We start from the raw sequence: 14,031 nt of genomic DNA, 5'->3' as shown, positions 1-14,031 counted from the left end.
CAGCAAGCAACTCTAAGCGACAACCAATAGAATCAAACAGCGTCAAACGGATAAAAAACGCCAGAGTCAGACTCTGGCGTTTTTGTATTAGTGAATATTTAAGATCAAACCTGGGTACGCCCTAGTGAAATCACCACGCGACGGTTCTTGTCTTTACCTATTGGTGACCCATTATCTGCAATCGGACGACGCTTGCCGTAGCCTTGCACTTGAATACGCTCCCCAGATAAGCCCAAAGATTCGAAGTAACTGCGCAATGATTCCGCTCGTCGTTCAGATAAGCTTTGGCTCGTACTTTTACCATCTGTCGAATCTGTGTATGTCGCCACTAACACCAAATCGATATCTTGGTTATGGCGAACGTAATCAGCGATTTGCGCTAAACGTTTCTTCGAAGCTTTAGTTAACTGATCACCTTGACGCTCATAATGAAGAATCGTGAAGGCAATGTCTTCAAAACTATACTTCAGCAAGTTAGCAATGCAGCTGCTAAAGGCGTTGTATTTGTTTTGGAACAGTACCGAAGACAATGCGACCTCAATACGCTGATCTCGACTCTGCCAGTCTTGGTAGCTAAACGTTGGATAGCGGCCTTTTTCTAGCTCAGAGAGAATGCCCCAAGCGGTTTGTCCGCCGACGTAACCATCAAACTGTTTGAAGAATTTAAGGTTACTAATGCGATCCGCATTCTCTCCCGGACGCCAAGGTGGCGGCATAGAAATCAAACTGACATTGCGCGTTTCACCCATAGGGCGGAGCATCTTCAATTCAAAATCCAAATTGATTTTTTTACTTGCATGAGATGAAAATACCGCATCACCAAATCCTGGGATTGGATGCACCAGCTGACACTCCAACGGCGTATTCATCACCATTTCCCACTGTGATTGCTGCGGTGTGGCAACGTAGCGCTTTCCCATCGACGCAAAGCTGTTTGCGCTGAGTAAAGACATCAGGACACCACTGGTTACTAGCCATTTATTCATCTAGGTTCTTCTCTCAAACGGCAGTCTATTGCCGCTTACTTGAATCAATTAAAAACATGCAAACTAATGCAAAAATCCCGCCAACATAGAATTTGCAAGGGGATATAAGGAGTTAACGCTCACTTTGGCAAGTGCATAAAATGGTAAATAACATCGCGAGAATAACAGGTGCACGTTAACCTTGTTTTTAGTTATAACCCTTACTGGTTAACGGGAAATAGAATTTTACATTTCTCCCAAATTGCGGTTTTTCTCATCGGTAGAATCTGCAATAATGCAGCCTTCGTCACACAAATATAAGCCAACATGACAATAGAAAATGAAGCTCTGACCCTGAAAAAGCGTTTTCGTGGTTATTTTCCAGTGGTAGTAGACGTTGAGACCGCAGGTTTCAATGCTCAAACTGATGCACTTTTAGAAATCTGTGCCGTCACCCTTAGCATGGATGAAAATGGCGATCTGCATCCTGCCTCAACCATTCATTTTCATATCGAACCATTCGAAGGCGCGAATTTAGAAAAAGAAGCGCTTGAATTCAATGGCATTCGTGACCCATTCAGCCCTCTTCGCGGTGCAGTATCAGAACAAGAAGCACTCAAAGAAATCTACAAACTGATCCGCAAAGAGCAAAAAGCGGCAGACTGTTCCCGTGCCATCATGGTGGCACATAACGCTGCTTTCGACTTAAGTTTTGTTAATGCAGCAAATGAGCGCTGCAAACTCAAAAGAGTCCCTTTCCATCCATTTGCCACTTTTGATACCGCAACATTAAGTGGGCTTGCTTATGGTCAAACTGTTCTCGCTAAAGCATGTAAAGCTGCAGGGATGGAATTCGACAATCGTGAGGCACACTCAGCCCTCTACGATACACAACAAACTGCAGAGTTATTCTGTGGCATCGTCAACAAATGGAAGGCCCTAGGCGGTTGGCCGCTTGTCGACGAAGAATAATAAGTAAACACAACATATTAGGAAAAGTATGAATCCTGTCGTTATATCTGTGTGCGTCATGCTCGTATTAGCATTGATGCGCGTAAACGTGGTGGTTGCCCTCACGTTTAGTGCCATCGTTGGTGGCCTTGTTGCTGGCATGAGCCTTGGGGATACGGTTGCCGCATTTGAAAGTGGCCTAGGTGGCGGTGCGACTATCGCACTAAGCTACGCAATGCTAGGTACTTTCGCTGTTGCAATTTCTCGCTCTGGCATCACTGACCTTCTTGCAAAAAGCGTTATCAAGCGCCTAAATGGTAAAGAGAGCTCTGCGTCGACTACGGGTCTAAAATACGCAGTATTGGTTGCTCTTGTACTTGTTACCATGTCATCTCAAAACGTGATTCCGGTACATATCGCCTTCATTCCAATTTTGATCCCACCTCTTTTGGGCGTATTCGCTAAGCTGAAGCTGGACCGTCGTTTAGTTGCTTGTGTGCTTACCTTTGGTTTGATCACGCCATACATGGTTCTGCCTATCGGCTTTGGTGGTATCTTCCTTAACAATATCCTTCTGAAGAATCTGCATGACAACGGTCTAACCGATGTTGTGGCAAGCCAAGTACCGACAGCAATGCTGTTGCCGGGCGCAGGTATGTTGTTTGGTCTTCTAACTGCGATCTTCTTTAGCTACCGCAAACCTCGCGAATACAAAGAAACTGAACTGACCGTTGTTCAAGAATCAGAAGCGAAGCTAAATAAGAAGCACATCATGGTTGCAGGCTTGGGTATTATCGCAGCGTTAAGCGTTCAGCTTTACACAGGCTCGATGATCATTGGTGCATTAGCTGGCTTCATGGTATTCACTTTCGGCGGCGTTATCGCGTGGAAAGAGACGCACGATGTGTTCACTAAAGGTGTTCACATGATGGCAATGATTGGCTTCATCATGATTGCAGCGGCAGGTTTTGCGGCAGTAATGAAGCAAACTGGCGGCGTTGAAACACTGGTACAATCGCTATCAACCAGCATCGGTGACAACAAACCTCTTGCAGCACTATTGATGCTTATCGTTGGTTTGTTGGTAACAATGGGCATCGGCTCATCGTTCTCTACGATTCCAATCCTTGCGACTATCTATGTTCCGCTATCACTAGCATTCGGCTTCTCACCAATGGCAACTATCGCCCTTGTTGGTACGGCAGCCGCTCTTGGTGATGCCGGCTCTCCTGCTTCAGACTCAACGTTAGGTCCAACATCAGGCCTAAACGCAGACGGTCAGCACGAACACATTTGGGAAACCGTAGTACCGACATTTATCCACTACAACATCCCTCTGATCATCTTTGGTTGGATTGCTGCAATGGTGCTGTAATCGCATCATCGGATGGATACAATTCGTTACGAAAAAGCCGCTCAATGAGCGGCTTTTTGTTGTCTGTTTTTTAGAAAATCGGTTTCAACTTACTGCGCTGGCATATTGTCGATAATACGTTCGCGAATGAGCTTCAACGTGTTTTCTGTCGACACATAATCTACTTCAATTGGGAAGTAAGCGTCGTTAATTTGCAGTACCAGACTCGGGTAAGAGTTAACACCTAAACTCTTAGCAAGACTCAGTTGGTCTTGGAAAACACCTTCCAGCAAAGTGCCATCCATATCGTTCTTAAACTGCTGAACGTTTAAGCCAATCTCTCGTGCTAGTTGCAAGTGCGTTGCTTCTTCATGAGGTGGCATCGCACGTAAGTAGTAAGCGTGTTGAATCGCTTCTAGCATTTGCTCATAAGAGTCTTGGAAGCCTGCGGCAATAACAGCGCGGCAAGACTGGTAAGTGCTGCGCACTGGCGTACACAACGTCCAGAAATCGTAGTTAAACTTGGTACCAAGCTGGCTTTCAATTTGCTTCCAAATCTGCTCAATTTTTTGCTGCATTTCCGGAGGCATCGGCAGATTAGTATCTGGCGCAAGCCCACCCACAACATACTCAAACTGAATCACACCCGGCAGTTGCTGCTTCAATTTTTCGATGGTTGGTTTGTAGCCCCAACACCAGCTGCACATTGGATCATGTACGTAGTATAGCTTCAAGTTCATTCCACTAACCTAAAAAGAAAAAGGAGCCAATGCGGCTCCTTTGTATTCTATCGCCAAATGTGAGTATTTACGAATTACTCAGCGTCACCTTCAACGCGTGCTGCAGCTTCTTTGATAAGAGGCTGAAGTTCACCTTTTTGGAACATTTCCAAAATGATGTCACAACCACCGATCAGCTCGCCTTCAACCCATAGTTGTGGGAATGTTGGCCATTGAGCGTATTTTGGTAGCTCAGCGCGGATGTCTGGGTTTTGTAGAATGTCTACGTAAGCGAACTTCTCGCCACATGCCATTAGTGCTTGTGCAGCTTGAGAAGAAAAACCACAGCTAGGCAGTTTCGGTGATCCTTTCATGTACAGCAGGATTGTGTTTTCAGAGATCTGCTGTTTGATTTTATCGATAGTTTCCATCGCTTCCTCATTCATGGATGTGAACTTTAATTATTTGCCACATTCTACTCAATAACCACAGAATAAAAACCATATAATTAGTAAGTCTTTAGCCTTGGTATCTTAAAATATTTTCATATCGGGGTTTTAATAAAGTAAAAACTTGCTAAAATACTTCTCAAGTCAGTCGTAACGACTACATATAAATAAAAACACTGGAAGCAATCGAAAGGTAACCCTTTCATATCTATGGAGAATCGAGCAATGGCATTTGAACTACCAGCTCTTCCTTACGCGAAAGACGCACTAGAACCACACATCTCTGCAGAGACTCTAGATTTCCACCACGGTAAGCACCACAACACTTACGTTGTTAAGCTAAACGGTCTTATCCCTGGTACTGAGTTCGAAGGCAAAACACTAGAAGAAATCATCAAGACTTCTACTGGTGGCGTATTCAACAACGCAGCACAGATCTGGAACCACACGTTCTACTGGCACTGTCTAGCGCCAAACGCGGGCGGCGAACCAACTGGCGCAGTTGCTGAAGCAATCAACGCAGCATTCGGTTCTTTCGAAGAATTCAAAGCGAAGTTCACTGACGCAGCAATCAACAACTTCGGTTCTTCATGGACTTGGCTAGTTAAGAAAGCTGACGGTTCTCTAGAAATCGTTAACACTTCTAACGCAGCAACACCACTAACAGAAGAAGGTACTACTCCACTTCTAACTGTTGACCTGTGGGAACACGCGTACTACATCGATTACCGCAACGTACGTCCTGATTACATGAACGGCTTCTGGGCTCTTGTAAACTGGGACTTTGTAGCTGAGAACCTAGCGAAGTAATTTACTTCCCCCTAAGTTCAATTTAGTCATAGTTAAAAGCTCGCATTACTGCGGGCTTTTTTATTGCTTCTCAAACCTATTTCTTCAATTAATCCCCTCTTTTCTCTAAAGTTCTTCCTTCTGTTGCCGTTAAAAGTGCATCAAGCGAGGAACACCATGCAAATCCATACTGTAGACAAAGCAGCAATCATCAACGAACTTCAGTTCGGTAATGGTATCAACCATGCCGTGCACGAAGGCCGTCGTGCTGATTTCTCGTTAATTCTGTCTATGTTTTCGAATGATGTTCGAGATGTGGTTCCAGTTGAAGAAGTACAAGAAGTCATCACCAGTGACGACATTCTTCGCCAGCAATTCGGGCTGTCTCAGCCTCAAGCGCTTCGCTCTGATAGCAGCAGCTATGAACTTGCAGCGGAACAAGCAAAACAGTTCCATGATGCAGGCTTACCATCTGCGAAGTTGAGCCATTACCTAAAACCAGACGCGCTAACTTACCTGCCAGAAGACACATTCAACCTGCCAGAAGAGGTTTACCACAACCTTTCCGGGCATGAGCGTCGTAGCTTAGGAGAGCGTAATAAGCAGTTGATCCCTGAAGCGGGCTTGTACAACCAACTAGTGACGGCTCAACGTCAGTATCAAATTCAAGTACAAGCTTAACGATCTTCTTTTTCTCCAAGCACTTACATTTGAAGCACGTCAGAAATGTGACGGCTTACAAATTCCTAGACAATAATTCCGACTCAAAAGCGTTACTTTGAAGCTTTTCACACTGAGCTCAAAGAAATTCATCCATGCTGTTAGCACAAACCACTGATGTATTGTTTAACACAAGAAATTACAGTGAAGGTGCTATGGATATCAAAGAATCAATCATTCTCGTTACGTCTGCAGGCTCAGTCTTAGGCAGGACTTGTTCCAACCACTTTGCCCACCTTGGTGCGACGTTGGTGCTCTGTGACCAGAACCCTCATGCTTTAAAGGCGAGCTACGAGCAAATCCGCGCCTTCTCCGACAAGGTTTATGCGATAAACGTGTGTAGTGATAACACCACCTCAATCAATCTATTGTTCGATCAAATTGAGTCACAGCTAGGCGCAACACCCGACGTCATCGTTAATTGTTGGACCAGCTCTCCAATGCCGAGCTTGATGGCACCAGAACCAATGAGTACGTACATCGATCACCTTTCTTCTGCAGCTCGCTTTCTATATACCTATGGGCAAGTCAGCGCAGAACGATTCCGTTCAAAAGAGAAAAAAGGGGTTATCGTGAATGTAATCTCACATGACAACCATGAGGATTTGACCGGTGTGGAAAGCATGGCGGCTTTGGTCTCTGGTTTTACTTACAGCTGGGCAAAAGAGCTGACCCCTTTCAATATTCGTGTGGGTGGTGTCATCCCATCAGTAAACCATACCAGCGAAGATCTAGACGAGCGACATTGGGCTCAAATCCAAGATGAGTTGGTAAGAAATACCGCCTACATTGTCGCAAATGAGTACTTTAGCGGACGCGTTGTCACGACCGAAGTCTAACTCTCCACGATTGATAATCACCTTCTGCTGCAAAACGGCTAAATAGAGAAACAAAAAAAGCCCCAGTCTTTCGACTGGGGCTTTGAGTTTCCCGATTGTAAGTTTCGTGCTAGCGAAAACCTACTTCATAACTAACGTCTTACTTATGCGTTAGCTTTTTCTTTCTTAGCTTTTGGTGCTGCTTCTTTCGCTACTTGGTCTGCTTTCTTCTTGATAACAGTTGTACCTTCGAAAGTTTCGCCTTCAACGAACGCTTTACCGTAGTAAGAAGCCATTAGTACTTCTTTTAGCTCAGTGATTAGAGGGTAACGTGGGTTAGCACCTGTACACTGGTCATCGAACGCTTCAACAGCTAGTTCGTCTAGTTTCGCTACGAAGTCAGCTTCAGAAACACCTGCAGCTTGGATAGACATTGGGATGTCTAAGTCGCCTTTCAGCTCGTCCAACCATGCTAGTAGACGTTCAATCTTCTGAGCAGTACGGTCACCTTCTTGGCTTAGGCCTAGGTGGTCAGCAACTTCAGCGTAACGACGACGTGCTTGTGGACGGTCGTATTGAGAGAACGCAGTTTGTTTAGTTGGGTTGTCGTTCGCGTTGTAACGTACAACGTTCGAGATTAGTAGTGCGTTCGCTAGACCGTGAGGTAGGTGGAACTCAGCACCAATCTTGTGCGCCATTGAGTGACAAACACCTAGGAATGCGTTAGCAAACGCGATACCAGCGATCGTTGCCGCGTTGTGTACTTTCTCACGAGCGATTGGGTCGTTTGCACCGTTCGCGTAGCTTGAAGGTAGGTACTCTTTAAGCATCTTAAGCGCTTGTAGAGCTTGACCATCTGAGTACTCGTTCGCAAGAACAGATACGTAAGCTTCTAGAGCGTGAGTTACTGCATCGTAACCACCGAATGCTGTTAGAGACTTAGGCATGTTCATTACTAGGTTAGCATCAACGATAGCCATGTTTGGCGTGATTTCGTAGTCAGCTAGTGGGTACTTAGCACCAGTCTTGTCGTCTGTAACAACAGCGAATGGAGTAACTTCTGAACCAGTACCTGAAGTTGTAGTGATACATACAAGCTCAGCTTTCTTACCCATTTTAGGGAACTTGTAGATACGTTTACGGATGTCCATAAAGCGCATTGCTAGTTCAGCGAAGTGAGTTTCTGGGTGCTCGTACATTACCCACATGATCTTCGCAGCATCCATTGGTGAACCACCACCTAGAGCTAGGATTACGTCAGGTTGGAAGCTCTTCATTGCTTCTGCACCTTTCTCAACAACAGATAGTGTTGGATCCGCTTCTACGTCGAAGAATGTTTGAACTTCGATGCCTTGCTCTTTAAGCAGTTTAACTACTTCATCAGCGTAACCGTTGTTGAATAGGAAACGGTCAGTTACTAGGAATGCGCGTTTCTTACCTTCTAGGTCGCTCATTGCGATTGGAAGGCTACCACGACGGAAGTAGATAGACTTAGGTAGTTTGTGCCACAACATGTTTTCAGCTCGCTTAGCTACAGTTTTCTTGTTGATAAGGTGCTTAGGACCTACGTTCTCAGAGATAGAGTTACCACCCCAAGAACCACAACCTAGAGTTAGAGAAGGTGCTACGTTGAAGTTGTAAAGGTCACCGATACCACCGTGAGTAGTCGGGATGTTTACAAGGATACGTGCAGTCTTCATCTTGTCACCGAAGTAACGGATGCGGTCTGCGTTTACGTCTTGGTTAGTGTAAAGACCAGATGTGTGACCGATACCACCGATTTCAACCATTGTTACCGCTTGAGCAACTGCATCTTCGAAGTTGTCAGCACGGAATAGACCTAGAGTTGGAGATAGTTTCTCGTGAGCGAACTCATCATCGTAAGAAACTTTACCTAGACCTTCACCTACAAGAACTTTTGTGTCAGCAGGAACTTTAACGCCAGCCATTTCAGCGATTGCTGGAGCAGGTTGACCTACGATTTTCGCGTTTAGCGCGCCGTCGATAAGAAGTACTTTACGTACTTTATCAGCATCAGCTTTAGATAGAACGTGAGCTTTGTGAGAAGCGAAACGCTCTTTCACTTCGTCGTACACTTCGCTAACTACGATTGCAGCTTGCTCAGAAGCACATACTACGCCGTTATCAAAAGTTTTAGACATTAGGATAGAAGCAACAGCACGTTTGATGTCAGCTGTTTCATCGATAACTACAGGAACGTTACCTGCACCTACACCGATTGCTGGCTTACCAGAAGAGTAAGCTGCTTTAACCATGCCTGGACCACCAGTTGCAAGGATAAGAGCGATGCCGTCGTGCTTCATAAGAGCGTTAGAAAGCTCTACAGATGGTTGGTCGATCCAACCGATGATGTCTTTTGGAGCACCAGCTGCAACTGCTGCGTCTAGAACTAGTTTCGCGGCATCGTTAGTTGAGTTCTTCGCACGTGGGTGTGGCGAGAAGATGATGCCGTTACGAGTTTTTAGAGAAATTAGAGATTTGAAGATTGCTGTAGAAGTTGGGTTAGTCGTTGGAACAATACCACAGATGATACCTACAGGCTCAGCGATAGTCATTGTGCCTAGGTTGTCATCTTCTTCTAGGATGCCACATGTTTTTTCGTCTTTGTATTTGTTGTAGATAAATTCTGAAGCGAAGTGGTTTTTGATTACCTTATCTTCAACAATACCCATTCCAGATTCAGCAACTGCTTGTTGTGCTAGTGGAATACGAGCATGGTTAGCTGCAAGTGAAGCTGCGCGGAAGATTGCGTCTACTTTCTCTTGAGAAAATGTTGCGAACTCTTCTTGTGCTGCTTTAACGCGTGCTACTAGAGCATCTAGTTCAGCTAAGTTAGTTACAGGCATGGTGGATCTCCTAAAATAATAAATATTAAAAACTTTTTAGTAAGGCTATTGTCTTTCGTTTTTACTGTTTATCAGCGACTTAACTAACAACCATCTTAGTAAATTGCTTTCAGGGCTGAGTATAATATTTCAGAGTATGAAAAAAATTGACTTGGATCAGTTCTCACAACTGAAATACCCCCAAAGTAGTGGTTTACCACAACAAAACCACATAACTCATTGATAAACAAATAAATTAAACTTCATTTTTTATTGAACAAAAAAGAAGCAAACGAACTAAAAACTAAAAGAAACAACAACAATCTGTAAAAAAGTTTCATTTTTAGCCAACAAAATTACATGTGGACCCTAATTTTTGTGCTACTGAGAGTATATCGAATACGTCTTATCTCTCTACAAACCACCTTTATTTTTGCGAAAAATGTGCGAATGTTAACGTTTGTGTAAATCAGTATGCTCTCTCACCAACTTTCTACGTAACAATTCGTTTCCAGGTTGAATACATTTTCTTCAATAATTAGTTTTTCTCACAAATACTAGCCCAAATACGTTAGTTTTTTTCATTTCTTCCAGCCGCAGTTTTGCCTTACATTACCGCCTAAAATTACCCCCTCTCTTTTTCACTATTGTGAACGTTTACGAGTAAGCAACATGCAGACTTTAGAGTTAGCTATTTTCCTACAGTTTTTCTTAGGTTTGGTCGCAGCAGTGAACCCTGTTGGTATCATGCCAGTGTTCGTGTCCCTAACCGGACATATGACTCCAGAAGAGAAAAACAAAACCGCCACGACAGCAAACGTTGCTGTTGCAGTGATTTTGATCATTTCTCTTTTTGCTGGTCAGTTACTGCTGGATATGTTCAGCATCTCGCTGGACTCTTTCCGTGTTGCTGGCGGCTTGCTACTTCTGAGCATCGCGTTCTCAATGATGAGCGGTAAACTGGGTGAAGATAAGCAGAACAAACAAGAAAAGACTGAGTATGTAAGTCGTGAACAGATTGGCGTAGTGCCACTGGCGATGCCATTAATGGCAGGCCCTGGCGCAATCAGCTCAACCATCGTATATGGTGCACGCTACCCAAGCGCACTCGACACAGTTGGCATTAGCGTTACCATCATGTTGTTTTGTTTCTGCTCGTGGCTACTGTTCCGTTCTGCACCTTTGATCGTACGTTTCCTTGGCCAGACGGGTATCAACGTAATCACGCGTATCATGGGTCTTATCCTAGGTGCATTGGGTATCGAGTTCATCGCAAACGGCCTAAGAAACCTCTTCCCCGGCTTAGCCTAAGCTTCCAAACTTCTGGTATGATGTTGCAATTCGTTTCATTTTAACGCTGACAGTGCAACATCATGCCTCGCAAGTCTATTAAGCATCATTTATACGTCATCATCTTCGGCACTCACACACGTGCCGGACGCGCCTTCGATATTGCGCTTATTATCGCGATCATTACCTCGTTATTAGTTCTCATCCTAGAGTCACTGCCATCGGTCATGACGGAATGGTCACGTGAGCTGCGTTACATTGAGTACACCTTTACTGCCATATTCACTGTCGAATATCTGTTAAGACTCTACTGTTCACCAAAACCTAAGTCTTACGCCACCAGCTTTTATGGCGTCGTCGACTTGCTGGCCATTCTGCCTACCTACTTAGCAATATTCTTCCCCGGCGCTTCATTTATGGGCGTGGTGCGACTGCTTCGTGTGATGCGAATCTTCCGTATTTTGAAATTGGTTCGCTACCTGCAGGATTCAAACATCTTGTTGCGCTCCCTTTTAATGGCGCGTCGTAAGATTCTTATCTTCTTTAGTACTGTAGGTATTCTGGTCACCATTTTTGGCGCGCTGATCTTTGTGATTGAGGGCCCCATAACGGTTTTACGAGTATTCCGAAAAGCATCTACTGGGCGATCGTAACTATTACTACGGTTGGCTATGGCGACATGGTACCGCAAACTCACTTGGGTAAAGCCATTGCATCCCTCACTATGTTGCTTGGTTACTCGATACTTGCGGTTCCAACCGGCATTATCACCGCAGAACTGAGTAATGAGATGAATGCGCATAAGCAATTGGTTAAGTGCCCGAACTGCAATCGCTCTGGTCATGACTCTGATGCGATGCACTGTAAGCATTGTGGTAGTGAGTTAGCGGATCCTGATAATCGCGTCGTGAGTGCGGACGAGGAAGAATAAAATCGGGAATCGGGAATCGGGAATCGGGAATCGGGAATCGGGAATCGGGAATCGGGAATCGGGAATCGGGAATCGGGAATCGGGAATCGGGAATCGGGAATCGGGAATCGGGAATCGGCTATATTTTGTCTTTCTGGGGATAGATTCTGTCAACGCGTTTTAGAACTTAGTTTCTTTCGCTTGCCTTCCAACGCAGCGCTTCCGGTTATTGGAGCGCTGCATTCTGAACGCCCTTGTATTCCAACTCCACGATCAAAAAAGCCGATGAATTCACATCGGCTTCTACATAACTTTTGGCTCTCAAGAAACAAACATTTCCTGTGGGCAAGGTCTATTCTCGATTTAACAACCGTCAGTAAACACTTCCACTTTGTATTCATCACCCGGCTCCATTGCCGCGGTGTACTTCACGTAGCAGTTACTCGCTTTGATTGCTTCGCGGTCATACTTTTGAACCCATTCTGATTGGGTAATAACTTTATAGTCTGGGTCTGCTAAGCTACCACCAGTATTATACGCATCCCAAACCCAGTCTTTTGTACCGTCTTTGTAACCCAGATCCGCATCTAGGAAATCTTCCAAGCCATTATTTTCCACTGCGGGATAACCAAAGTGGACATTACCCGCTCCTACTACATGATACGACGGTGAATTCTCTTCTCCTTCAACAGCCGCTTTCCCATATGCTATTTCAGCAGCGTTATGAACAGAAGCCGCCATACCTTGAATGGAAGAAGCTCTCGCGTCATGTTGAAGATTTAGAAACTTCGGAGCGGCAACAGCGGCTAGAATACCGAGAATTACAATGACAACCACTAACTCGATAAGAGTAAAACCTTTTGTATTTTGTTTCATTACCGTACTCCAATAGATTGAATTCGCGGCAACGTTATGCAATCAAAGTCAACTTACTGTCATTGAAATATAAAAAAGCGCCCGATTGGGCGCTTTCAAAATTGGCATCTCAAACTTGAGACAAATTATGCTTTCTCAGCAAGGATGATTCGTAGAGTACGACGTAGTGGCTCTGCTGCACCCCATAGAAGCTGGTCACCTACAGTGAACGCGTTTAGGAAATCATCACCCATTGCCATCTTACGTAGACGACCAACAGGAATAGAAAGCGTGCCAGTTACTTTTGCCGGCGTTAGCTCTTGAGCGGTGATGTCACGATCATTTGGAATCACTTTCACCCAGTCGTTGTGCGTCGCGATGATTTCTTCGATTTCATCCATTGGCACGTTTTGCTTAAGCTTGATAGTCAATGCTTGAGAGTGACAACGCATCGCACCGATACGGACACAAGTGCCATCGACTGGCACTGGCGCATCTTGGAAGCCAAGGATCTTGTTCGCTTCTACACCTGCTTTCCATTCTTCCTTGCTCTGACCGTTGTCGCGTTTAACGTCGATCCAAGGAATCAAAGAGCCCGCTAGCGGCACACCAAACTTATCGGTTGGGAATGAAGAGCTGCGCATTGTATCCGCTACTTTTTTATCGATATCCAGAATAGAACTTGCTGGGTTTGCCAATTCAGAGCTTACAGAGTCGTTGATTACGCCCATCTGAGAGATCAGCTCACGCATGTTTTGTGCACCTGCGCCAGACGCAGCTTGGTACGTCATTGCACTTGTCCACTCAACTAAGCCTTTCTCGAACAGACCACCAAGGCCCATTAGCATCAAACTTACTGTACAGTTACCACCAACAAACGTATTGGTGCCACCGTGAATGCCTTGTTGAATTTGCGCTAGGTTTACCGGGTCTAGAGTGATGATAGAATCTTCTGCCATACGCAGTGTAGACGCTGCATCAATCCAGTAGCCTTTCCAGCCAGCCTGGCGTAGTGCTGGGTAAACTTTCTCTGTGTAACCACCACCTTGACACGTAATCACTGCATCAAGCTGTTTTAAGCTGTCAATATCGAACGCATCTTGAAGTAGACCAGCTTCTTTACCTAGGTTTGGAGCCGGGATACCTATTTGAGACGTGCTGTAGAAAACTGGCTCAATTAAGTCGAAATCTTTCTCTTCGACCATGCGCTGCATCAGTACCGAACCGACCATGCCGCGCCAACCAACTAAACCTACTCTCATCGCATTAACTCTCCATGTATATTTTTGAAACTTTCTCCATAGTTCAATTTTCGACACAAAATCTCAAGCCCTAATTTGCAAATAAACGCAACTTTTTTAACGT

Annotated in this window: 12 protein-coding genes and 1 pseudogene; 7 read left to right on the top strand and 6 right to left on the bottom strand. The window is 44.9% G+C overall.

The window, feature by feature from the left end; all coding sequences use genetic code 11:
* Positions 1-104: 104 nt before the first annotated feature.
* A complete protein-coding gene (locus tag KHO06_RS06025; RefSeq protein WP_045377297.1) occupies positions 105-986 on the bottom strand; it encodes an OmpA family protein in 882 nt (293 codons plus the stop codon).
* Positions 987-1,292: 306 nt separating this feature from the next.
* Here KHO06_RS06025 and rnt point away from each other — a divergent pair, with 306 nt between their 5' ends.
* Together rnt and KHO06_RS06015 are read left to right on the top strand one after the other, a co-directional pair.
* On the top strand, positions 1,293-1,937 hold the full coding sequence (gene rnt / locus KHO06_RS06020; protein WP_005439693.1) for a ribonuclease T: 645 nt from the start codon (positions 1,293-1,295) through the stop codon (positions 1,935-1,937).
* A gap of 28 nt (positions 1,938-1,965) precedes the next feature.
* The gene (locus tag KHO06_RS06015; protein ID WP_005430775.1) at positions 1,966-3,291 is read left to right on the top strand and encodes a Na+/H+ antiporter family protein; all 1,326 of its coding nucleotides are present in this window, start codon (positions 1,966-1,968) and stop codon (positions 3,289-3,291) included.
* Between the two features lie 89 nt (positions 3,292-3,380).
* Here KHO06_RS06015 and KHO06_RS06010 read toward each other — a convergent pair whose 3' ends face one another.
* Complete coding sequence (locus tag KHO06_RS06010) at positions 3,381-4,010, bottom strand: DsbA family protein (protein ID WP_045400654.1); 630 nt, start codon at positions 4,008-4,010, stop codon at positions 3,381-3,383.
* A 74-nt stretch (positions 4,011-4,084) separates the two neighbouring features.
* Positions 4,085-4,420, bottom strand: a complete 336-nt coding sequence (locus tag KHO06_RS06005; protein WP_009707292.1) for a Grx4 family monothiol glutaredoxin — start codon at positions 4,418-4,420, stop codon at positions 4,085-4,087.
* A gap of 243 nt (positions 4,421-4,663) precedes the next feature.
* Between KHO06_RS06005 and sodB the strand changes: the two genes are divergently transcribed.
* The 3 genes from sodB (at position 4,664) to KHO06_RS05990 (ending at position 6,786) form a co-directional block, all read left to right on the top strand.
* On the top strand, positions 4,664-5,248 hold the full coding sequence (gene sodB, locus KHO06_RS06000; protein WP_005536241.1) for a superoxide dismutase [Fe]: 585 nt from the start codon (positions 4,664-4,666) through the stop codon (positions 5,246-5,248).
* A 156-nt stretch (positions 5,249-5,404) separates the two neighbouring features.
* Positions 5,405-5,908, top strand: coding sequence for a VC2046/SO_2500 family protein (locus KHO06_RS05995; RefSeq protein ID WP_212582238.1), 504 nt, complete (start codon positions 5,405-5,407; stop codon positions 5,906-5,908).
* A 134-nt stretch (positions 5,909-6,042) separates the two neighbouring features.
* A complete protein-coding gene (locus tag KHO06_RS05990; protein WP_212582237.1) occupies positions 6,043-6,786 on the top strand; it encodes an SDR family oxidoreductase in 744 nt (247 codons plus the stop codon).
* A gap of 143 nt (positions 6,787-6,929) precedes the next feature.
* On the opposite strand, the gene adhE is transcribed toward KHO06_RS05990, so the two are convergent.
* Positions 6,930-9,632, bottom strand: coding sequence for a bifunctional acetaldehyde-CoA/alcohol dehydrogenase (adhE, locus tag KHO06_RS05985; protein ID WP_005444662.1), 2,703 nt, complete (start codon positions 9,630-9,632; stop codon positions 6,930-6,932).
* A gap of 651 nt (positions 9,633-10,283) precedes the next feature.
* Between adhE and KHO06_RS05980 the strand changes: the two genes are divergently transcribed.
* Positions 10,284-10,922, top strand: a complete 639-nt coding sequence (locus tag KHO06_RS05980) for a YchE family NAAT transporter (RefSeq protein ID WP_005433169.1) — start codon at positions 10,284-10,286, stop codon at positions 10,920-10,922.
* A 62-nt stretch (positions 10,923-10,984) separates the two neighbouring features.
* Positions 10,985-11,832: pseudogene (locus KHO06_RS05975) on the top strand (ion transporter).
* Between the two features lie 342 nt (positions 11,833-12,174).
* On the opposite strand, the gene KHO06_RS05970 reads toward KHO06_RS05975, so the two are convergent.
* Positions 12,175-12,687 (bottom strand): type II secretion system protein, encoded by a 513-nt coding sequence (locus KHO06_RS05970; RefSeq protein WP_038892815.1) that lies wholly within the window; start codon positions 12,685-12,687, stop codon positions 12,175-12,177.
* 125 nt (positions 12,688-12,812) lie between these two features.
* The gene (gene asd / locus KHO06_RS05965; protein ID WP_212582236.1) at positions 12,813-13,928 is read right to left on the bottom strand and encodes an aspartate-semialdehyde dehydrogenase; all 1,116 of its coding nucleotides are present in this window, start codon (positions 13,926-13,928) and stop codon (positions 12,813-12,815) included.
* Positions 13,929-14,031: the final 103 nt, after the last annotated feature.

The organism is Vibrio sp. B1FIG11, assembly GCF_905175335.1.
In the GTDB taxonomy this organism is placed as follows: Bacteria; Pseudomonadota; Gammaproteobacteria; order Enterobacterales; family Vibrionaceae; genus Vibrio; species Vibrio campbellii.
The sequence above is the reverse complement of the archived record's forward strand: the minus strand, read 5'-3'. Positions and strand labels throughout refer to the sequence as shown.